The organism is Asticcacaulis sp. (genome assembly GCA_024707255.1).
Taxonomy (GTDB): domain Bacteria; phylum Pseudomonadota; class Alphaproteobacteria; order Caulobacterales; family Caulobacteraceae; genus Asticcacaulis.
Window position 1 is genome coordinate 1,491,459 of record JANQAC010000002.1, and the last position, 19,735, is coordinate 1,511,193.

Annotated in this window: 21 protein-coding genes and 1 pseudogene; 9 read left to right on the forward strand and 13 right to left on the reverse strand. The window is 58.3% G+C overall.

Going from position 1 to position 19,735, the window contains the following annotated elements:
* Window positions 1-46: 46 nt before the first annotated feature.
* The 5 genes from NVV72_18365 to NVV72_18385 all read left to right on the forward strand — a co-directional run bounded on the left by NVV72_18365 (window position 47) and on the right by NVV72_18385 (window position 2,599).
* The gene (locus tag NVV72_18365; protein MCR6661183.1) at window positions 47-475 is read left to right on the forward strand and encodes a PaaI family thioesterase; all 429 of its coding nucleotides are present in this window, start codon (window positions 47-49) and stop codon (window positions 473-475) included.
* Window positions 472-867: a PaaI family thioesterase gene (locus NVV72_18370; protein MCR6661184.1), complete on the forward strand. Its 396-nt coding sequence runs from the start codon at window positions 472-474 to the stop codon at window positions 865-867. Before NVV72_18365 ends, NVV72_18370 begins: the two co-directional genes overlap by 4 nt.
* 122 nt (window positions 868-989) lie before the next feature.
* Window positions 990-1,355, forward strand: coding sequence for a hypothetical protein (locus NVV72_18375; protein MCR6661185.1), 366 nt, complete (start codon window positions 990-992; stop codon window positions 1,353-1,355).
* Window positions 1,356-1,423: 68 nt separating this feature from the next.
* The gene (locus NVV72_18380; GenBank protein ID MCR6661186.1) at window positions 1,424-1,855 is read left to right on the forward strand and encodes a hypothetical protein; all 432 of its coding nucleotides are present in this window, start codon (window positions 1,424-1,426) and stop codon (window positions 1,853-1,855) included.
* A 111-nt stretch (window positions 1,856-1,966) separates the two neighbouring features.
* Complete coding sequence (locus NVV72_18385) at window positions 1,967-2,599, forward strand: helix-turn-helix transcriptional regulator (GenBank protein ID MCR6661187.1); 633 nt, start codon at window positions 1,967-1,969, stop codon at window positions 2,597-2,599.
* Between the two features lie 135 nt (window positions 2,600-2,734).
* Here the strand turns inward: NVV72_18385 and NVV72_18390 are convergent, their stop codons facing one another.
* Both NVV72_18390 and NVV72_18395 read right to left on the reverse strand, forming a co-directional pair.
* A complete protein-coding gene (locus NVV72_18390; protein MCR6661188.1) occupies window positions 2,735-3,883 on the reverse strand; it encodes a beta-lactamase family protein in 1,149 nt (382 codons plus the stop codon).
* 276 nt (window positions 3,884-4,159) lie between these two features.
* Window positions 4,160-5,826, reverse strand: a pseudogene (locus tag NVV72_18395) (lysine--tRNA ligase).
* Window positions 5,827-6,044: 218 nt separating this feature from the next.
* On the opposite strand from NVV72_18395, the gene NVV72_18400 reads away from it, so the two are divergent.
* The 3 genes from NVV72_18400 (at window position 6,045) to NVV72_18410 (ending at window position 8,957) form a co-directional block, all read left to right on the forward strand.
* Window positions 6,045-6,458: a MerR family DNA-binding transcriptional regulator gene (locus NVV72_18400; protein ID MCR6661189.1), complete on the forward strand. Its 414-nt coding sequence runs from the start codon at window positions 6,045-6,047 to the stop codon at window positions 6,456-6,458.
* A gap of 41 nt (window positions 6,459-6,499) precedes the next feature.
* Window positions 6,500-8,290 (forward strand): acyl-CoA dehydrogenase C-terminal domain-containing protein, encoded by a 1,791-nt coding sequence (locus NVV72_18405; protein ID MCR6661190.1) that lies wholly within the window; start codon window positions 6,500-6,502, stop codon window positions 8,288-8,290.
* Between the two features lie 115 nt (window positions 8,291-8,405).
* A complete protein-coding gene (locus NVV72_18410; protein MCR6661191.1) occupies window positions 8,406-8,957 on the forward strand; it encodes a hypothetical protein in 552 nt (183 codons plus the stop codon).
* A 9-nt stretch (window positions 8,958-8,966) separates the two neighbouring features.
* Here the strand turns inward: NVV72_18410 and NVV72_18415 are convergent, their stop codons facing one another.
* Window positions 8,967-9,449 (reverse strand): peroxiredoxin, encoded by a 483-nt coding sequence (locus NVV72_18415; protein ID MCR6661192.1) that lies wholly within the window; start codon window positions 9,447-9,449, stop codon window positions 8,967-8,969.
* A gap of 163 nt (window positions 9,450-9,612) precedes the next feature.
* Between NVV72_18415 and NVV72_18420 the strand changes: the two genes are divergently transcribed.
* Window positions 9,613-10,266, forward strand: a complete 654-nt coding sequence (locus NVV72_18420; GenBank protein ID MCR6661193.1) for a YqgE/AlgH family protein — start codon at window positions 9,613-9,615, stop codon at window positions 10,264-10,266.
* Here the strand turns inward: NVV72_18420 and NVV72_18425 are convergent.
* From NVV72_18425 to coxB, 10 genes are all read right to left on the reverse strand, one after another.
* Entirely contained in the window at window positions 10,263-11,486 is a 1,224-nt protein-coding gene (locus tag NVV72_18425) for a bifunctional diguanylate cyclase/phosphodiesterase (protein ID MCR6661194.1), read from the reverse strand. The two genes, NVV72_18420 and NVV72_18425, sit on opposite strands and share 4 nt — an antisense overlap.
* The gene (locus NVV72_18430; protein ID MCR6661195.1) at window positions 11,476-11,976 is read right to left on the reverse strand and encodes a hypothetical protein; all 501 of its coding nucleotides are present in this window, start codon (window positions 11,974-11,976) and stop codon (window positions 11,476-11,478) included. The genes NVV72_18425 and NVV72_18430 overlap by 11 nt, the downstream gene beginning before the upstream one ends.
* Before the next feature lie 81 nt (window positions 11,977-12,057).
* A complete protein-coding gene (locus NVV72_18435; GenBank protein MCR6661196.1) occupies window positions 12,058-13,323 on the reverse strand; it encodes an insulinase family protein in 1,266 nt (421 codons plus the stop codon).
* Window positions 13,320-14,024, reverse strand: coding sequence for an SURF1 family protein (locus tag NVV72_18440; protein ID MCR6661197.1), 705 nt, complete (start codon window positions 14,022-14,024; stop codon window positions 13,320-13,322). Before NVV72_18440 ends, NVV72_18435 begins: the two co-directional genes overlap by 4 nt.
* Before the next feature lie 76 nt (window positions 14,025-14,100).
* Window positions 14,101-14,997: a cytochrome c oxidase subunit 3 gene (locus tag NVV72_18445; protein ID MCR6661198.1), complete on the reverse strand. Its 897-nt coding sequence runs from the start codon at window positions 14,995-14,997 to the stop codon at window positions 14,101-14,103.
* 118 nt (window positions 14,998-15,115) lie between these two features.
* Window positions 15,116-15,676 carry a cytochrome c oxidase assembly protein gene (locus NVV72_18450; protein ID MCR6661199.1) on the reverse strand — a complete coding sequence of 187 codons (561 nt, stop codon included), beginning with the start codon at window positions 15,674-15,676 and terminating at the stop codon, window positions 15,116-15,118.
* A 2-nt stretch (window positions 15,677-15,678) separates the two neighbouring features.
* The gene (locus NVV72_18455; GenBank protein ID MCR6661200.1) at window positions 15,679-15,897 is read right to left on the reverse strand and encodes a hypothetical protein; all 219 of its coding nucleotides are present in this window, start codon (window positions 15,895-15,897) and stop codon (window positions 15,679-15,681) included.
* Window positions 15,894-16,871, reverse strand: coding sequence for a heme o synthase (locus NVV72_18460; protein ID MCR6661201.1), 978 nt, complete (start codon window positions 16,869-16,871; stop codon window positions 15,894-15,896). The genes NVV72_18455 and NVV72_18460 overlap by 4 nt, the downstream gene beginning before the upstream one ends.
* Before the next feature lie 139 nt (window positions 16,872-17,010).
* Window positions 17,011-18,726 carry a cytochrome c oxidase subunit I gene (gene ctaD / locus NVV72_18465; GenBank protein ID MCR6661202.1) on the reverse strand — a complete coding sequence of 572 codons (1,716 nt, stop codon included), beginning with the start codon at window positions 18,724-18,726 and terminating at the stop codon, window positions 17,011-17,013.
* A 24-nt stretch (window positions 18,727-18,750) separates the two neighbouring features.
* Window positions 18,751-19,698 (reverse strand): cytochrome c oxidase subunit II, encoded by a 948-nt coding sequence (gene coxB / locus NVV72_18470; GenBank protein ID MCR6661203.1) that lies wholly within the window; start codon window positions 19,696-19,698, stop codon window positions 18,751-18,753.
* Window positions 19,699-19,735 lie beyond the last annotated feature (37 nt).

A 19,735-nucleotide genomic window follows, 5' to 3' on the forward strand; every position in this document is an offset into this window, starting at 1 on the left:
ATAGGCGGGCGAGAGGTGCAATCCATGACCCAGCTTTTTTTCCGACATGTTCGGCACGATTATCGACAATACGCCCTACATGAAGGCAATCGGCGCCTATTATGCCGGCGCTTCGGAAGACGGCATCACCATGGCTATGCCATGGCGTGAAGATCTGGTCGGTGATCCTGAAACCAGAGTCATCGCCTCAGGCGTGGTTACGGCTCTGCTCGATAACTGTTGCGGCATGGCGGTATGGGACAGGATCAACGCATTCAAGCCGGTCGCCACCCTCGACCTGCGCATCGACTATATGCGCCCAGCCCTTCCCGGCCACGAATTGAAGGTGACCGCCAAATGCTACAAGCTGACGCGCAGTATCGGTTTTGTTCGCGCCTTCGCCTATGAAACCAGCGTTGAGGATCCGGTAGCCGCAGCGCAGGGCGCCTTCATTGTGACGGCTTTGAAATCCGATGCCGGAGACGTGAAATCATGACTAAACCGGACGCCGTATTGAAGGATATTCCGTTCGCCAGCTTTTTGGGTGTGCGCCTGGAACTGGCCGGCGACGAACTGACCGCCCACCTCCCTTTCGCCCCGCACCTGATCGGTAATCCGATGATCCCGGCCCTGCATGGCGGCGTTATTGGCGCCTTCATGGAAATCACCGCCATGGCGCAACTGAAACACCACGGCAATTTCGACCATGTCCCCAAACCGATAGATGTCAATGTCCAGTATCTGCGCTCAGGTAAGCCACTCGATACCCATGCCCAGGCCGTTGTGAAGCGCATCGGGCGAACCATTTCGAGCGTCGAGGTTTCCGCCTGGCAGGAAACGCGCCAAAGTCCTATCGCCACCCTTCAGGCTCACTTCCTGATGGATTGAACCTGGCAATTCCCCTTAACATCGTATTTTGCAATTGAACAATCCTGGATTGCTGATACCCCTAATGGGGTGCAGCAATAGGGCTGCGCTTGCCTATATATGATTCTGAGGGATCACACATAATGTCAAAAGAGAAAAAAATAAACGTTGCCAAAGCCTTATCAGCACAACTTCGCGCAACGGAAGAGGCCATTGACACCGCTCTGTCCGAAGCCGCCCATTTGATCGAAACCTATGTTTCTTCCCGGCGCGCGATTCGCATGTCGACAATTATAGGCAACGACGTCCATCAAAATACGCTCAAGGCAATGATGGCGCTCAGCACGGCGCAACAACACATGACGGCCGCGCACGCAAACCTGACCTTGGTTCAGGCACAGATCGGCCTCGGCAATGTCGCCATCCTGCCAGCCGATGACAAGCCTGCCCCGCCGCCGACCGGTCATTACGTGACGCCTGTTGAGGAAGTGGTCATCGCCGCCGAATAGCCTCTTCCTGTCCAGGCGGAATCGCGGCTTAAGTCCATTCGTGACGGGCGTCACGCGAGGACGTTTATATGCTGCATTCTCCCCTGGCCATTTTCGGCGCTGTTTTTCTGATCTTCGCCAGCCTCACGGCTTTTATCTTCGGGACATGGCGGGAAAGAGCCGGCGCGGCGGTTTATCTGGCAGCTTACCTGATCGCCAACGGGCTGAACTGGCTTAGCCATATGCAGGGCCTGAGCCATACAATAACGGATATCCTGTGCCTGATCGGATTTATCATCCTCTCCTGGAAATCGCCGCACCCTTGGCCATTATGGGCGGCTGGCTTTCAACTCGCCTCCACCATGACCGGCATTTGTGACTTGCTAAACATCAATGTCTCCAAATGGGCCTATATGACGCTCCTTATCGTTTCGGCGTATGGCGTACTCTTGGCCCTGCTCGTCGGGACTTTTGCCGCCGCTCGCAGAAAATGGCAGCAACGCATAGGCAGAAGCGAATAAAATCCAGAAAATAGGTTGATTTTCCTATTATTGGATTTATTTTCCTCTGAATTAATTGTAATTCCTATTCCGGTGGCCCTCTCGGCCTTATCTTTTGATACGACACTTGGTATGACCCTTTCGCATAACCACATCTGGGCCGCAATCGATGCCCTGGCGAACCGGCTCAATACCACGCCGTCGGGATTGGCGCGCCTGGCGGGTCTCGACCCGACGAGTTTCAATAAATCAAAACGCGCCTCGCCGGAAACGCCATCTCGGCCGCGCTGGCCGTCAACGGAAAGCCTGGCCAAGTTGCTGGAAGCCACGGGCATCAAGTTTTCCGAATTTGCCCTGCTGGCGGAAGGCCGGTCTGGCGGACAGGGTATTCCGCTGATCGGCTTCGCCCAGGCTGGTAATGAGGGATTCTTCGACGATTCCGGCTTTCCACTAGGTCAGGGCTGGGATGAAATCACCTTCCCGTCGGTTAATTCGGGCCTCTATGCGCTCGAAATTTCCGGTGATTCGATGCTGCCGCTTTACCGGGATGGCGACCGCATCCTGGTCGATCCCCATAATCAGAATCTGCGCAAGGGCGACCGTGTGGTGGTCAAAACTATCGATGGCGAAGTCATGGCCAAGGAACTGGTGCGATATTCGGCGCGTCAGATCGAACTGCGGTCATTGAATCCTGACTTTCCCGACCGGACATTTGATCGCTTGCAGGTGGCGTGGATAGCAAGGATTGTATGGGCCAGTCAGTAGAGTGAATGTACGGGGTTTGGGGCCTGCGGCCCCAAGCCTTCCCTGTCTTGTTTTCTCTCCGCCCCCTGAGGGCGGGAAGTAAACAAGAGAAGAAAGATGTGGGGTCACGGACCCCACGCCCCGTAACAATTTGCTCTACGACTTCCCCGCATAGTCGCCATATTCCCACTCATATGGCACGCCTGTATCCCCCAAAATAAACCGAACCAGATCAGCAAAGGCGGCTTCCGTGCGGACATCATTCGACAGGATCAACACGCAACGCTTGGACGTCTCAAGGCAAACCAGGGTGTTGGCTGTCTGGCCGTCATGGCCGCCCTTGAAGAAGCCATGCCCCTGCGGCCCGTCAAATACCACCACACCCAAACCCGCATACAGATCCTTGCGCTGCTGATCCGCCGGCAATTCATCGGCAAAAGGCGGAAACTGCGTCTTCGTAACGATATGCAGTTGCGGTTTCACCATCTCCGCCCGCGAAGCCGCTGAAAGCCCCTCTCCCCGCACCAGGGCCGCGGCAAATTTCGACAGGTCATCAATGGTCGTATCCATCGAACCGGCGGCCCGCACCTTGCTGCGTTCGTCGTGCTCAACAGCCTCCCCTTTGTCGTTGAAGCCATCCGCCAGATTCGGGCGGAAGTCATCGCGCCACATCAGCGAAGTGCGCGTCATGCCGAGGTTCTTGAATATGCCATTCGTCAGATCACCGACATCGACACCCAGTCCCTTATCTTTCCGTCCCTGCTCGATGGCGAATTGCAGCAGTATCAGTCCTTCCCCGGAATAGGCAAAGCGGGTGCCCGGATCGAAATGGATATGCAGTTTTTCATCCGGCTCCAGCCACCAGAAATTGGCGAACCCGGTGGAATGGGTCAATGCCATGCGCGGGGTGATCAGCTTCCAGCGCGGATCACTGGCCAGATCTTTGTAGGGTCCGTACTTGTCCGGATAGATGGCATTGGTGTCGTACTCGATCAGCGGCCTGTCGAGATCATCGGCAATCGGTGTATCGAGCCCGATCCGCCCCTGATCGACCAGTTTCATGACCGTATAGGCAAAGACCGTCTTGGTCAGCGAGGCGCCATACATAACCGTGTCGGTCTGGAGCGGGTCTCCCTTGGCATTGCGGACGCCATAAGCATGGACATAGGCGACCTTGCCGTCATCGATGACCGCAACGGCCAGCCCCTTGCCGCCCGTCGTTTTCAGGGCATCGGAAACCTTCGCGTCGATCGCCATTGGGGCGGGCAATGGTCGGGGTTCGGCGGCCAACAGCGGTGTGGCCATGAGAAGCACGAGAAGAGACGCTAACCGAATCAAGCCTACTCTCCTATTTTTAACCCTTTGATTTATTATCCATATAATTTCGAGTATATGCGAACGTCGTAAATACTACCGATAGAAGCATTACTGCGGACAAGATGGCTGCAAACCAAAACAACACACAAAAATGAAAGTACTCGGAAGCTCCAAGGGAAGCGAAAGCGACAACCAGACCCCATAGGTTCTGGTTTAAATTTATTTTGAAATTTTCAGTCACTGCTCTCCCCCTTGTTCCAGCTTTTACTCAGTCAGTTTACCTGAAATTCCCTGCTCCAGCAAAGAAATCGTGCGCTCCAAACCAAAGATGGCCACGAATGAGCCAAAGCGCGGCCCCTGACTTTGCCCCAGAAGCACTTCATACAAAGCCTGAAACCAGGCGCGCAAGGGCTCGAATTCATGCGCTTTTCCGACTTCAAAGACGAGATTTTGCAAGAGGTCTGAATCGCGCGTATCGGCCGGTAGTTCCTTAAACTTCGCCACCAGATCGGACATTGCCGCCTTTTCCTTTTCATCCGGCAGGCGGAAGGTTTTCGATGGCTTCACGAAGTCCTCGAAATAGTTGATCGCATAGCCGGCCAGGCGGTCGAGCACAGGCTCGCTTTCCGGCGTGGCGCCCGGAATATAGGCACGCAGGAAGCCCCACAGCGTTTCCTTATCTTGGGCATTGGCCACCGAAACCAGATTCAGCATCAGTCCGAAAGTCACCGGTGGCGACTTGATCCCGGTTTCGCCGCGCAGCACGAACCAGACCGGATTTTCGATCTGCTTGGCCTCTTCCTGTTTCGGGAAGGCGTCAAGCTGCTGGAAGAATTCGTCGGTCGCGCGGGGGATGACATCAAAATAAAGCTTCTTGGCCGATTTCGGCGACTGGAACATATAATAGGCCAGGCTTTCCGGCGCACCGTAGCGCAGCCAGTCCTCCATAGTCAGGCCGTTGCCCTTCGACTTGGAGATCTTCTGGCCGGCTTCGTCGAGAAACAGTTCGTAATTGAAGCCTTCTGGCGGCGTCCCGCCCAGCACCTTGCAGACCTGAGATGACACTTTAACGGAATCGATCAAATCCTTGCCCGCCATTTCATAATCAACGCCCAGCGCGGCCCAGCGCATGGCCCAGTCGGGCTTCCACTGCATCTTGACGTGACCGCCGGTCACCGGCACCTCAAAGCGCTCGCCATTTTCCTCAAAGACGATCGTGCCGGCCGCCACATTGCGCTCCAAGGTCGGCACCTGGAGCACGAAACCGGTCTTCGGCGAGATGGGCAGGAAGGGCGAATAGGTGGCGCGACGATCCGGCCCCAGGGTCGGCAGCATGACCTTCTGGATATCGTCGAAACGATCCAGAGCGGTCAGAAGCGTCTGGTCGAACAGGCCGCTCTTGTAGCATTCGGTCGAAGACAGGAACTCATAGGTGAAGCCGAAGCTGTCGAGAAACGCCTTCAAACGCGCATTATTATGCTGGCCGAAGCTCGGATATTCGCCGAACGGATCGCGCACCACTGTGAGAGGCTTATAAAGGTCTTCGCGCAGGATATCCGCGTTGGGGATACCATCCGGCACCTTGCGCAGGCCGTCCATGTCGTCCGAAAAGCAGATCAGGCGCGTGGCCCAGGCATTACCGGTCATGGCTTCGAAAGCCTGGCGCACCATGGTGGTACGCGCCACCTCGCCGAAGGTGCCGATATGCGGCAGACCTGACGGCCCATAGCCGGTCTCGAAGATCACCGCGCGGTTCAAGCCCTCAAAAGCCTTCAGCGCCTCATCCGTCTTGCCGGCCTCGATCAGGAGAGCGCCTGTTTTTGCGCCTCGTGCCCCTGAATGCGCGATTTGACCAGACGCGCAATCAGGTTGCGGGCCTGTTCAAACGGCCATGCACGGCCGGCGTAAGCAAGGGGAGCAAGAGACGACATGAGGAACCGGAAACTCCATAATTTAAAGAGGCCATGGCTTTAAGCCGCGCGCCTCTATGCGTCAATGAAAAGCATTCGGGAAACCCTCTTCGGCAGCCAATAACTTAACCTCCCCTTACGGAAACATTTTCGCTTGACCCATCTGTTGAAAGCACATAACTTTACGTTGACGTAAATGTAAGATTCTGCCACTGTCTATTCAAATCCAGAAAATGCCCATGGAAACGCACCCTAAAGACTCCAATCGCACCTATTCGATCCGTCAACTCTCCAAGGAGTTCGACGTCACGGCCCGCGCCCTGCGCTTTTACGAGGACAAAGGGCTTATCTCGCCGCAACGTAAAGGCCAGACACGCCTCTATTCGCCGCGGGACCGCGCCCGCCTGCAACTGATTCTGCGCGGCAAACGCCTGGGATTCTCGCTGGTCGAGATTCATGAAATCCTCGATCTTTATACGCCGAAGGATCATGGCGCCGCCCAGATGCGCGCGACCCTGCACAAATATCGCGGCCAGATCGAGACCCTAAAACGCCAGCGCGAGGATATCGACGCGGCGATCAAGGATATGATCGAAGGCTGTGCCTGGCTGGAAGGTCAGATCAATGAGCTGGAAGCCGAAACCTCAAACTGATCAACATTTAATTCTACTTTCCTAAACAGGGATAATAAGAAATGGCCTACGTAGCCCCGGTCCGCGACTATCAGTTCCTCTTCGAAAATGTCTTCAAGACGGACCAGTACAGTAACCTGAAGGGCTTTGCCGATGCCGACTCGGCGACTGTGGCCGCCATTCTGGAAGAAGCCGCGAAATTTGCCGAAGAGGTCGCCCACCCCATCAACATCACCGGCGATAAGGAAGGCTGCACGCTCGATCCGGTCACCCATGAAGTCACCGCGCCCAAGGGCTACAAGGAAGCCTACAAGGCCCTGACCGAAGCGGGCTGGACCGCCCTTTCCGGTGATCCGCAATATGGTGGCCGGGGACTGCCGCACTTCGTCAATACCGCCTTTTCGGAAATGCTGTCCGGCGCCTCCTCCGCCTTCGGCATGTATCCCGGCCTGACCGAGGGCGCCATTTCCGCGCTCACCGCCGGCGGGACGCAGGCACAAAAAGACCTCTACCTGCCCAAGCTGATCAGCGGCGAATGGTCGGGCACCATGAACCTGACCGAACCGCATTGCGGCACTGACCTGGGCCTGCTGCGCACCAAGGCGGTGCCAACCGGTGACGGCAGCTACAAGATCACCGGCCAGAAGATCTGGATCTCGGCGGGCGAGCACGACTTCACCTCGAATATCTGCCATCTGGTGTTGGCCCGACTCGAAGGTGCGCCCGCAGGCGTAAAAGGTATTTCGCTCTTCCTGGTGCCGAAGTTCCTGCCCGATGCCGACGGTAATCCCGGTGAACGTAATTCGCTGCAATGCGCCGGCCTTGAGCACAAGATGGGCATTCATGGCAATTCGACCTGCGTCATGATGTATGACGAGGCCAAAGGCTTCCTGCTCGGTCAGGAAAACGAAGGGCTGAAGATCATGTTCTACATGATGAACAATGCCCGTTTCGGCGTCGGCCTCCAGGGTCTGGCGATCGGCCATGCCGCGCTTGTCGCCGCCAATCAATTCGCCAGGGACCGCCTGCAGGGCCGCGCCCTCACCGGCCCGAAATCACCGGAACTGCCCGCCGACAGCATCCTTGTTCACCCCGATGTCCGCCGGATGCTGCTGGAAAGCCGCGCCCTGATCGAAGGCGGCCGCGCCTTCCTGGCCTGGGTGTCGCTCCAGGCCGACCTGGCGCACGTTTCCGAAGACGAAAAAGAGCGCGAAAAAGCAAACGACTATATGGGGCTTCTCACCCCTGTTATTAAAGCTTACCTGACCGATAAGGGCCTGAAGGTCACGCAGGACGCCATGCAGGTCCATGGCGGTTCAGGCTTCACCGAGCATTTCCCGGCTTCGCAATATATGCGCGATGTCCGCATTACCCTGATCTATGAAGGCACCAACGGTGTGCAGGCGCTCGATCTCGTCGGCCGCAAGCTGCCCTCCAAGGGCGGCCGTGCCCTGCAAACCTTCCTGGGCGAAATCGACACCTATATCGCCGCCGAGGAAAGCGACACGAAAGTACCGGCCTATATCAAGGCGCTGAAAGACACCAAGGCGAAACTCCTCGATGGCACGATGTGGCTGATGCAGAACGGCATGGGCAATCCGGATGCCGCCGCCGCCGGTTCGCTCGATTACCTCCACCTCTTCGGCCTGACCTGCACCGCCTATATGTGGGCGCGCATGGCCAAAGAAGCCCAAGCTCAGATCGACGCCGGCGCCACCGATCCCTTCTTCGACACAAAGCTCAAGGTCGCCCGCGTGTTCCTGGAACGCATCCTGCCCGACGCCGAAGCGCATCTGATCAAGATGAAGGCCGGATCAGAGGGCCTGATGGCGCTGGCTGACGATCAGTTCTGACCGGCTCTCGGGGACCGGCCAGGCTGGTCCTCGTAAAATACACGCGACAAGATAGCCGCCTTGCCCGTTAACCATATCCGGTCTACCCTGTTCGTTTGGGGATAAGGGGCCTGGTATGAAAACGATTATAGCTGTGATCCTGTTAGCTTGCGTCACGGCTTTTGGATTATGGGCGATTGCGCCGGAAACGTCCGCCAGGCAATCCTGCGCGGTACTTTCGACAGCCTGTATCAATACACCGGCCGAATTTACCCACGTCATCACCGATTATCACGGTGTGGCTTCGGATGGGCAACCGCAATCGGAATATATCTCGCTTTACAAAAACAGTGACGACCAGGAGCCGACGGTCCGCTTTGAAGCCAGGACCGATTCCCTGACCAGGGCCGAATTACCGGCAGACTTTACCTGCGCGCCACGCGGCGCGGATGAACTCCTGTGTCATCGCCCGTTGCAGGACAGCGGCATAGAGGAGACCGCTATTATGCGTCCGCAGGGCTTCCTGGGACTGCAAGCCTGCGATCCGTCCTATGACGTGCTTTATCTCACCCCACGCGCCGGGCTTTCCGGTATCCGGCTTGAAGACTATGCCGACCTGCGCCAGGGGGCCTCGCCACCGAGATACACCCGGTGGCAGGCCATGCTGGACCGCCGGAAGTGTGGCTAAACCAGAAAACTAGAGATTTTCCAGAACGTATTCGGCGCTGGAAACCTTGAATTCACCACCGGCCTCGACGAACAGCTTGTCGATCTTGCCATCTCGGATCACGGCGGCATAGCGCTGCGAACGCGGTCCCATGCCGAAACCCGAAGCATCAAGCGTCAGGCCCATGGCCTTGGCGAACTCGCCATTGCCATCGGCCAGCATGACCACTTCGTCATTGATGCCCTGATCCTTCGCCCACGCCTTCATGACGAAATAATCGTTGACCGAAGTGCAGGCCACAACATCGACGCCCTTGGCTTTGAAATCGGCGGCATGGTCCTTGAAGCCCGGCAGGTGGCGCGCTGAACAGGTCGGGGTGAAGGCGCCTGGCACAGCGAACAGGACCACAGTCTTGCCGGCGAAGAAGTCTTTTGAGGCAACGGGCTTGGGGCCAGCTTCGTCAACCAGGGTCAGGGTGAGTTCGGGGATGGAGTCGCCGGATTGCAGGGTCATGATATGTCTTTCTGAATGGATCGCGGCGAAGTCCTAAGGGAATTCGCCATCAAAATGCGATACGGATGGCTATCCGCATTTGTGGCATTTTGCAATCAAGACAGTCGTATCCATATAAGGTACTATAACCTCCTCCCGCTCGCACGCTTCCAGAGGCACTGCCATGATCAGCTCATCAGACACGTTTACCGAAGATGGTCATCCGCCCGCTCATATCTCCTATCAGGGGCAGTTGCTGATCGCCATGCCGGTACTGAATGACCAGCCTTTCAATCACAGCGTCATCTATGTCTGCCAGCATGACGAGGATCACGCCATGGGCCTGATCCTCAACCAGCCGATCAGTGGTCTGAATTTCAGCAAGATGATGAAGGAACTGGGCATAGAGAGCGACACCCCACACTTCGCCCAAAGGCTGGCCATGCAAAAGATATACCGTGGCGGCCCGGTCCAGAATGACCGGGGCTTCGTGCTGCACAGCCTCGATTACCAGATAGACGACATCACACTCGATCTCGGCGGCCCCTTCATCAGCCGTCCCGATGGTGAGGAACAGGGCGTGGGACTGACCGCCTCACGCGACATCCTGGTCGATCTGTCCGCCGGCGCCGGTCCGGCCCGCAGCCTGATCGCGCTCGGTTACGCCGGCTGGGGGCCAGGCCAACTGGAAAGCGAGATCAGCCAGAACGCCTGGCTGGTCGTGCCCGCGAGCCAGGAACTGATTTTCGGCGGCGATCCGGAGCATCTGTGGAGCCGGGCCCTGGCCAGCATGGGCATTCAGCCGGGACATCTGTCAGGGACGGCGGGAACAGCTTAAGCCGGCCTCAGTTCGCTGCTCAGGGATGCCGCCAGGAAAGCCTCCGCGTCGGCAGGTTTCAAAGCCTTTGCAAACCCGTAGCCTTGCCCCAGGTGACACCCAAGGTCATTGAGCCGCTTGGCAAGCACCATGTCCTCGACACCTTCGGCCACGACCTCCAGTCCGAAATCACGCCCCAGGGTCAGGATAGCGTGAACGATCTTTTCCGACGCCGCATCCGTTTGCAGCGTAATGATAAATGAGCGGTCGATCTTCAGGGTGTCGAAAGGCAATTTGGCCAGATACGACAGGGAAGAAAAGCCGGTGCCGAAGTCATCGAGCGCGATACCGGCGCCCGCGTCACGCAGGGCTTCCAGTATACGCGCCGTGGCGTCCGGATCGCGCATGACATCGCTTTCAGTCACCTCCAGCTTGAGACATCTGAGCGGCAAATCCGCCTCGCGAATCAGGCGCGAGACATCTTCCACCAGATGCAGACGCTCGATCTCCGGCGCCGACAGATTGACGCTGACGAAGAAGCCGGCGGGCAGATCATAGGCCGCACGCCACTTCGCCAGGCAGTTCACCGTCGAATTGAGGATGATCGCGCCGAGATCGGTCATCAGGCCGAGATCGCGCGCCGCCGTCAGGAAATGATCCGGCGGGATAATGCCGCGTTTCGGATGCACCCAGCGAGCCAGGGCCTCGAAGCCCGCGATCACGCCTGTCTTGAGATCGACGATCGGCTGATACCAGGCGTGAATCTCGCCACTGATAAACGCCTTGCGCAACTCGGCCTCCAGCGCCAAACGGGTCAGGCCATCGCTTTCCAGGTCACGCTTATAGGCCGCCACACCGCCCGCCCCTTTTAACCGGGCCGCCTCAACCGCCATTTCGGCACGGCGCAGCAGTTCGGCACTTTCGAGCGCACCGGCGCCCCCCTCGACCGAGACCGCGCCCATCGAAAAGGTCGGGTGAATATCGAAGCCGGCGATGATAATCGTGCGCTCCATGGCATTTCGCATCCGTTCGGACACGCGCGGAAAGCCACGCAGGGTCAGGACCGCGAATTCATCCTCGCCCAGCCGCGCCAATACGGAAGCGCCGCCAAAAGCCTCTCGCAGGCGTTGCGCCAGAACGCCCAGCACCAGGTCGGCGCGCTCATGACCGAGCGCCTCATTAAGGCGGCGAAAACGATTGAGATCGCCCACCACCAGATCGTAATCGCCCTCATGCGACAAAAAGGGCCCGGCTGGCGCTCAGAAATCCCCGGCGATTGTAGAGGCCGGTGAGCGGATCGATATGGATATCCTGAACCAGACTGTCTGCATCCGGCATCTGGCGGATGTCCCGGCTCATCTCGGTCACTGTGCCAAGCACAAGGGCCGGCCGGACCTTACGTCCCTTGAAATACAGCAGGCGTCGGTCTTTCAGCCGCATCAGGCACTGAACATGCGCCTCGCCCGGCAGACCGGCAACAGTACGCACTTCGAGCGTTTTCAGGATCATGTCCAGCCGGTCGGTTTCACCGGAGGCAAACAGCGGCATCAGGTCTTCAAGCGTAAAGACGCCATTCAAAGGCAACAAATCAAGCGCTTGCGCATCCCCCCTGAATTCAAAACGGCCACATGACAGGTCATAGGCCCATAACAGGCTGTCGGCGCCCGCCAGCGCCAGCGCACGGATAGTGTCATCCTCAAACCATAGGGGTGATGCGTTTACGCGATCCATAATGCCTTTGCTTTCCACACAGTCTGGCATTATCAGGAATGACGTGATTTGCGCCGGAATGCACCGGCAAGGGCATAAAAATTATGCCGCCAAAATGGCTGACACATCGCTCATGGATTTTGGCCCCAAAATCGCGCTGGCACACGCCTTTTGCGCGCTTATGGCCGAACCGACACGCACCAGATCATCGCGGTTGACTCCTTCGATATCAGACGCCACCTCATCAAGCGTAAAGACCTTGCCGAAGGTCGACAACTGGCTGGCGAAGGTGCCGCAGCGCGAGGCCGCCCCTTCGTGATTGAGGAACAGCGATGTCATAAATTGCGCCTTCGCCCGTTCAAGTTCCGCTTCCACAGGGTTGGATGAAAGCTCGCCAAGAACCTTTTGAATCAGTTCGACAAGCGGCGCTACATCCGCGGCCGCGCAACCGGCATAGACGCCGAATATCCCGCCATCCCGATAAGGCGTGGTGAAGGCATCGATGCTGTAGGCCAGCCCCCTCGCCTCGCGCGCCTCCTGGAACAGGCGCGAAGCCATGCCGCCGCCCAGGATTTCGCTGAACAGGCGCAATGGGATGATATCCTGGCTCAGCCGGCTGACGCCTTCAAAGCCGATCGTCAAATTGGCCTGTTCAATTCTGCGTTTCTGAACGTGGCGTTCCGTGGTGAAGCGCATAATCGCCGGCTTGTCGAAACCCGCATGGGCCGGAACGGACTCGACGCATGGTTTCAGCGCCGCATAAACCTCTTCCGGCACCACACCACCTGACACACAGATGACGATCTGATGCGGCGCATAGAGGGTATCGGCGAAGGCGCGCAAAGCCTCCGGCGTTACCGGTTTCAGGCTCTGTTTTGTGCCCAGGATCGGACGGCCGAGCGATTGCCCGGCGAACATGGCCGATTGCAGCAGGTCGAACACATGGTCGTCCGGCGTATCGTAGGCTTCGAGAATCTCCTGCTCGACCACCTTCTTTTCACGCGCCAATTCTTCCGAGTCGATAGCCGGGCGGAACATCAGGTCGGTAACGATTTCCAGTGCCAGAGGCATCAGGCTGTTCAGGCCACGCACTTCAAAACGCGTATGCTCATAGCCGGTGGAGGCATTAATCGTGCCGCCCTTGTGCTCGATGGCTTCGGCCAGGTCGCGGGCATTGCGGCCGCCGGCGCCCTTGAAAACCATGTGTTCCAAAAGATGCGCCCAACCCGACTGCGCTTCGGTCTCAAACCGCGCCCCGCCATAGATCAAGGCGCTTAGAGCAAACGTCTTAAGCCCCGGCATAGGATCGATCAGCAGGCGCAGGCCGTTATCGAAGGTGTAGAGCTTTTGCGAGGCGAGAATAGTCAAGCGTTTTTGTTCTTTCTGGCGCGCTGGTAAACAACACTGCCGAAAACACCCAGTAAAGCCCAGCCAAGGCCGAACCAGGTCAGGGCGTACTCCATATGGCGGTTAGGCAGGGGCGCGGTCAGCGGTCCCTGCGACAGGCCCGCTATATCGGCGTGACTGGCCTTCAGGTCAAGGACCAGGAAATAATCATCTCGCAGGCGGGCGTTCAACCGCGGTCCCATTTCCGAGGCCGAGCGCCAGTACCAGTCGTTCTCGGCCACGCGATTGACCAGGGTAAACGGCCCGGATTTTTCAAAAGCTCTCAGGCGACCAACCGGTGTAATCACCAGTGCCACGGGAGGTAATTTTTCCCTGGCGAATCCGATATCGACCAGCATCGCCTGATTCACGAGCGGACAGGCCGTCAGAACCCGATACCCCGGCACACCATCGACTTCCGAGTGCATGTAAATCGCGCTGCCCAGGTCGATCTGGCAAGCTGCCAGAGCTGCCGACCGCCAGTCGGGCTTCGCCTGAGCCAGCAGCGTTTCCGCAGGCATGGGCTCGGCGGCTTCCGTGCGCGCCATGTCGGCAATCAGCCCTTCCTTCCATTTAAGGCGTTCAAGCTGCCAGATGCCCAGGCCATTTAGGATGACAAAGGCGATCGCGGCGGCAATGGCCAGTCCGGGCGGCACGGCTTTCAGATATTCACGCAGGGTCATGAGGGGCCGGTCAAATAGTGAGGGCGCCGGCTCTGTAGCCGACGCCCGGAAAGCAAACTCAAATTCAGTCGCCCGCCTAATGTGGGCCGCCAAAGATAACGTAGACGAAGGCAAAGAGGAAGAGCCAGACCACGTCAACGAAATGCCAGTACCAGGCGGCGGCTTCGAAACCGAAGTGCTTCTTCGGCGTGAAGTCACCGGCAATGGCGCGGAGCAGACAGACGATCAGGAAGATGGTGCCGATCAGGACGTGGAAGCCGTGGAAGCCCGTGGCCATGAAGAAGGCCGAGCCATAGAGATTGGCGGCGCCGGTGGCATCGGCCGCATCCTTGAACAGGAAGAAGTGGAAGTTGTGCTCCTTGGCGACTTCCATATATTCAAAGCCCTGAACACAGGTAAACAGCGCACCGAGGATGACGGTCAGCAACAGGCCCTGGATGGCGCCCTTGCGGTCATTTTGCTGGAGCGCGTGGTGCGCCCAGGTGACCGTGGTGCCGGAGGTCAGCAGCAGGAGGGTATTGACCAGCGGCAGGTGCCGGGGATCGAGCGTTTCGACGCCGGCCGGCGGCCAGGTCGACCAGGCGGTCTTCACTTCCTCGATGGCCGACATGTCGCCGGCGCGATGGCCATGGAAAAGGGCCATTTCAAAGAAGATCCAGAAAAAGGAGACGAAGAACATGACTTCGGAGGCTATGAACATGATCATGCCATAGCGCAGGCCAAGCTGCACGACCGGGGTGTGATCGCCCGCCTTCGATTCCTTGATGACGTCACGCCACCAGAAGACCATGGTCAGCAGAATCAGCGCCAGGCCGACCAGCATCAGCCACCATTCGCCCTTGGCAATGCCGAACAGGCCGCGCATACCGGCCACCATGCCGAATGCCCAGACGACCGCCGATGCCGACCCCATCAGGGGCCACGGGCTGGGGTCAATGATATGGTAGTCGTGTTTAACGCCGTGATGGGCCATTTTCGTTCAACTCACCTTTTAGTACCGCTTCCTGGAGGGCGGCTGATTTTATATGTCAGGCATAACCTGAGATTCTGATTATGCCAAATTATCTTTAAACACAATGCAAAGACCGCATTCAGGATGCGGTTTTTGAGACGCTTGCGGGTACTTTCGATTCAAAAAACGTATAGGACAAGGTCACGTCCGGCACGGTATTGGTGTCGCTGTTTTCCATTAGCTTCGGATCGAGGAAATAGACCACCGGAAAGCGCTGCGATTCACCGGGCTGGAGCGTGACATCATTGAAGCAGAAACACTGCGTCTTCATGAAGTAGGCGCCCATGGTATCGGGCAGCACATTATAGGTGGCCCGTGCCGTGACCGGATGGTCGGCATTGTTCTTCACATCGAACCATACCATGGCCGACTTGCCAACGCGGGTATCAAAATAAGGCTTCTCCGCCTTGAAACTCCACGGCACGCCATTGGTGTTGGTGTCGAAGCGCACACGGACGATTCTTTTGCCGGGCGTCTGGATCGCCGCCAGGGTGGCATTGGCCTTGCGGGCCGTTCCGGCAAAACCGGTGGCGTTACAGAAGGCGCGATAAGCCGGCACGGCGGCGGCCGTGAGGGCGCACATAACGACAAGTGCCCCTACCAGCGACAAAACCACCTTGCTGTTCCGGTTGAGCGCCATGCTTAGTGGCTTCCCGATACAGAGGCGCGCGCCTCTGCTGCATTTTCAGCATCGTGCCTGATGCCCTGCGACATGCGCGCCATCGAAATGAAGAAGACCAGCACGACGAACGCGGCAAGCGCCAGCCCGATATAGAGGTTGCGCTTTTTCTGGGCTTTCACATAGGCGGCCTTGCCTTCCACCAATACGTTTTCTGGCGGGTTTTCAGGATGCTCGGTCATGACATCAGTCCGGTAATGACGTGTTCGACCAGCAGGGTGGCGAACAGTGCCGTCAGATAAAGGATGGAAAAGGCAAACAGGTTACGCGCGGCCAGGGCTTCCTTCTTAACATCGTATAGGCTGGCCTCACCACCTTCCGGGTGATCGCCGGCACGCGACAAAAAGACGCGCACGGCCAGATAGATGAAGAAGGCGCCGCCGAGGATGGAGACCGCCGCATAGACCAGTCCGCCCATATGGAAGGCAATCGGCAGGCAGGCTACCGGCGCCATCACCAGCGAATAAAGCAGGATTTGCAAGCGGGTCGATTTGGCCCCTTTAGCCACCGGCATCATGGGAATGCCGGCATTGGCGTAGTCTTCGGTGGTATAGAGAGCCAGCGCCCAGCTATGCGGCGGGGTCCACAGGAAGATGATGGCGAACAATATCCATGCCTCGATCGGCGCATGGCCGGTAGCCGCCGCCCAGCCGATCACCGGCGGAAAGGCACCCGCTGCCCCGCCAATAACAATATTCTGCGGCGTACGGCGCTTCAGGATCAGAGTGTAGAAGACGACATAATAGGCAATGGTCAGGGCCAGCAGGCCGGCCGCAAGACCATCCGGAAAGGCGAGCCACATCAGGGCCACAGACAGGAAGGCCAGCACGCCGCCAAAGGCATAGGCATCGCTTTTGGTCACCCGACCGGCCGCGACGGGGCGCATCCGGGTGCGGCGCATCAGGGCGTCGGTCTCGCCTTCGATCGCCATATTGAGCGCGCCGGCCGCCCCTGCACCGATGGCGATGCAGAAAACCGCTACCGCCGCCAGCAGTGGATTCATATGGATGTTGGCCCAGGACTGGGAAATGATCAGGCCGGTAAAGCCGGTGAAGACGACCAGCGACATGACGCGCGGCTTCAAAAGCTGGAAATAGTCACGCGGCGATCCGCGCATGGCCTTTGAGGCATAGGCGTCGCGCAGATTCGCTTCCATCTCCTCACGGGTCAGGGCGGTTTGCGATTTTTTCGCCTTGGTTTTCGGTTCGGAACTCAAGCTACGGGCCTTCAAGAACAAAGGGGGCGAAGACCGTTCGGACTTCACCCCCCGATTTTAGCAATCCAGTTTAGCGGATTTAGTGATGTGCGTCTTCGTCTTCTTTTATTACCGGCAGTTCCGAGAACTGGTGATAAGGCGGCGGCGACGACAGGGTCCATTCCAGGGTAGTGGCGCCCTCGCCCCATGGATTAGCCTCACCCTTGCGGCGGACGATAGCGGCTTCCAGGCACATAATCAGGAAGACCACGACGCCGACCGCCGTAATGGCATAACCGATCGAGGAAATCTTGTTCCAGTAGGCAAAACCTTCCGGATAATCGACATAGCGGCGCGGCATACCTTGCAGACCCAGGAAGTGCTGCGGGAAGAAGATCAGGTTGACGCCGACGAACATGATCCAGAAGTGCGCCCCGCCGAGCCACTTATTGTACTTCACGCCGAACATCTTCTCGAACCAGTAGTAGAAGCCGGCGAAGATCGAGAAGACGGCGCCGAGCGACAGCACATAGTGGAAGTGCGCGACAACGTAATAGGTATCCTGCAGGCTGTAATCGACCGCGGCATTCGAGAGGACGACGCCGGTGACGCCACCGACCGTGAACAGGAAGATGAAGCCGATCGCCCACTGCATCGGTACGGTGAACCACAGAGACCCACCCCACATGGTGGCGATCCACGAGAACACCTTCACGCCGGTGGGCACGGCGATGACCATGGTGGCCAGAACGAAATAGGCGCGCAGATCGAACGACATACCGACCGTGTACATGTGGTGCGCCCACACGATGAAGCCGACGAAGCCGATGGCCATCATGGCGTAGGCCATGGCGAGATAGCCGAAGACGGGCTTGCGCGAGAAGGTCGAAACGATGTGCGAGATGATGCCGAAGCCCGGCAGGATGAGGATGTAAACTTCCGGGTGACCGAAGAACCAGAACAGGTGCTGGAACATGATCGGATCGCCGCCGCCGGTCGGATCGAAGAACGAAGTGCCGAAGTTACGGTCGGTCAGCAGCATGGTGATGGCGCCGGCCAGAACAGGCAGGGACAGCAGCAGCAGGAAGGCGGTGACCAGGATAGCCCAGGCGAACAGCGGCATACGGTGCAGGGTCATGCCCGGCGCGCGCATATTGAAGATGGTGGTGATGAAATTGATCGAACCGAGAATCGACGAGGCACCGGCCAGGTGGAACGACAGGATGACGAGGTCCATGGCCGGTCCGGGCGAGCCCGTATGGCTCGACATTGGCGGGTACATGGTCCAGCCGCCGGCGAAGCCATGCTCGCCCCAGTGCCCCGAAGGCGTGAAGATCGAGGTGCAGAGCAGTATCCACGAAGCGACCAGCAGCCAGAACGAGATATTGTTCAAACGCGGGAAGGCCATGTCGGGCGAACCGATCATGATCGGTACGAACCAGTTGGCGAAGCCGCCCATCGTGGCCGGCATGACCATGAAGAAGATCATGATGACGGCGTGGGCCGTGACCACAGAGTTAAAGGCGTGTTTGGCGTGGTCGGGGTTCGACAGGTTGAACAGGCCCATGGAATCGAGCATCGAGCCCTTCATGAAGACCTGGAGGCCGGGCTCGGCCAGTTCCCAGCGGATCAGGCCCGAAAAGGCGCCGCCGACCAGACCGGCCATGATGGCGAAGATCAGGTAAAGGGTGCCGATGTCCTTGTGGTTGGTGGTGAACACCCAGCGGGCGAAGAAGCCCGGCTTGTGTTCGTGCGCGTCATGCGCATGGCTGTCCGCGTGGGTATCGCGTTCATGAGTGATGGCAGTTGAAGACATGATGGATATCTCTCTGAACTGAACTTAGTGCGCGGCGGCCGCACCGGAAGCGGGCGCGGCAGAGGCTGAGGCGTTAGCGGGCGTAGCGGCAGCGGAAGCCGGCGCGGCGGAGGCTGCGGCCTCGGCAGAAGCGCTGGCAGCCGTAGCGGCGGAGGCGGCGGCTTCCTCAGCGGCGGCGGCAGAGGCCGCGGCTTCCGAAGCGATCATGGCACGGGTCTTGCCGCCGTTCTTGATGATGAAGGCGTCGAAGTCGGCATCACTGACCACCTTGACCTCGATCGGCATGTAGGCGTGGTCCTTGCCGCAAAGCTCGGAGCACTGGCCGTAATAGGTGCCGATCTTCTCGGCCTTGAACCAGGTGTTGTTCAGGCGGCCGGGAATGGCGTCGATCTTGAAGCCGAAGGCCGGAACGGTGAAGGAGTGGATGACATCGGCGCCGGTCGTCTGGACGTGGATGACCTTGTTGACCGGCACGACCAAAGCATTATCGACTTCCAGCAGATATGGGACACCAGCGGCCTTGGCGGTTTTGATGTCCTTGGCGTCTTCACGCAGACGCGATTCGATATCGGTCACGCCCAGTTCGGGGTAGTCATAGGTCCAGAACCATTGGTTTCCGGTCGCCTTCACCACGACATCGGGCTTCGGCATGTCATTGTAGTCGCGCAGCAGGCTGAGCGAGAAAATGGCGATGACGACGAGAATCAGCACGGGGATGACCGTCCAGATGATCTCGATCAGGGTGTTGTGCGAGAACTTGGCCGGGACCGGATTGGCTTTCTTGTTGTAGCGGACCATGATCCACAGCAGCAGGCCAGCGACCAGCAGACAAATAGCGACAATGATAGGGAACAAAAGGTCATTATAAAACCATTCCGTCTGGCGCTTCAGCGCCGAACCCGCCGGCTGCCAGCCCATGGCCTTGTCCGTCGGCTGTCCCATCACGTCCTCGGCAAAGGCCGAGACCGACATGGATGCCGATAAAGCCAGCGTGGCGACCGCACCGGAA

What these genes read in the sequence shown, in the direction of transcription:
- NVV72_18370 (MCR6661184.1), top strand. Translation starts at nt 472, where the DNA reads ATGACTAAACCGGACGCCGTATTGAAGGATATTCCGTTCGCCAGCTTT.
- NVV72_18365 (MCR6661183.1), top strand. Translation starts at nt 47, where the DNA reads ATGTTCGGCACGATTATCGACAATACGCCCTACATGAAGGCAATCGGC.
- NVV72_18390 (MCR6661188.1), bottom strand. Translation starts at nt 3,883, where the DNA reads ATGGCCACACCGCTGTTGGCCGCCGAACCCCGACCATTGCCCGCCCCA.
- NVV72_18420 (MCR6661193.1), top strand. Translation starts at nt 9,613, where the DNA reads ATGATCAGCTCATCAGACACGTTTACCGAAGATGGTCATCCGCCCGCT.
- NVV72_18410 (MCR6661191.1), top strand. Translation starts at nt 8,406, where the DNA reads ATGAAAACGATTATAGCTGTGATCCTGTTAGCTTGCGTCACGGCTTTT.
- NVV72_18375 (MCR6661185.1), top strand. Translation starts at nt 990, where the DNA reads ATGTCAAAAGAGAAAAAAATAAACGTTGCCAAAGCCTTATCAGCACAA.
- NVV72_18400 (MCR6661189.1), top strand. Translation starts at nt 6,045, where the DNA reads ATGGAAACGCACCCTAAAGACTCCAATCGCACCTATTCGATCCGTCAA.
- NVV72_18450 (MCR6661199.1), bottom strand. Translation starts at nt 15,676, where the DNA reads ATGGCGCTCAACCGGAACAGCAAGGTGGTTTTGTCGCTGGTAGGGGCA.
- ctaD (MCR6661202.1), bottom strand. Translation starts at nt 18,726, where the DNA reads ATGTCTTCAACTGCCATCACTCATGAACGCGATACCCACGCGGACAGC.
- NVV72_18385 (MCR6661187.1), top strand. Translation starts at nt 1,967, where the DNA reads ATGACCCTTTCGCATAACCACATCTGGGCCGCAATCGATGCCCTGGCG.
- NVV72_18460 (MCR6661201.1), bottom strand. Translation starts at nt 16,871, where the DNA reads ATGGAAGCGAATCTGCGCGACGCCTATGCCTCAAAGGCCATGCGCGGA.
- NVV72_18445 (MCR6661198.1), bottom strand. Translation starts at nt 14,997, where the DNA reads ATGGCCCATCACGGCGTTAAACACGACTACCATATCATTGACCCCAGC.
- NVV72_18455 (MCR6661200.1), bottom strand. Translation starts at nt 15,897, where the DNA reads ATGACCGAGCATCCTGAAAACCCGCCAGAAAACGTATTGGTGGAAGGC.
- NVV72_18415 (MCR6661192.1), bottom strand. Translation starts at nt 9,449, where the DNA reads ATGACCCTGCAATCCGGCGACTCCATCCCCGAACTCACCCTGACCCTG.
- NVV72_18430 (MCR6661195.1), bottom strand. Translation starts at nt 11,976, where the DNA reads ATGGATCGCGTAAACGCATCACCCCTATGGTTTGAGGATGACACTATC.
- NVV72_18405 (MCR6661190.1), top strand. Translation starts at nt 6,500, where the DNA reads ATGGCCTACGTAGCCCCGGTCCGCGACTATCAGTTCCTCTTCGAAAAT.
- NVV72_18440 (MCR6661197.1), bottom strand. Translation starts at nt 14,024, where the DNA reads ATGACCCTGCGTGAATATCTGAAAGCCGTGCCGCCCGGACTGGCCATT.
- NVV72_18380 (MCR6661186.1), top strand. Translation starts at nt 1,424, where the DNA reads ATGCTGCATTCTCCCCTGGCCATTTTCGGCGCTGTTTTTCTGATCTTC.
- coxB (MCR6661203.1), bottom strand. Translation starts at nt 19,698, where the DNA reads ATGTCGGTCTCGGCCTTTGCCGAGGACGTGATGGGACAGCCGACGGAC.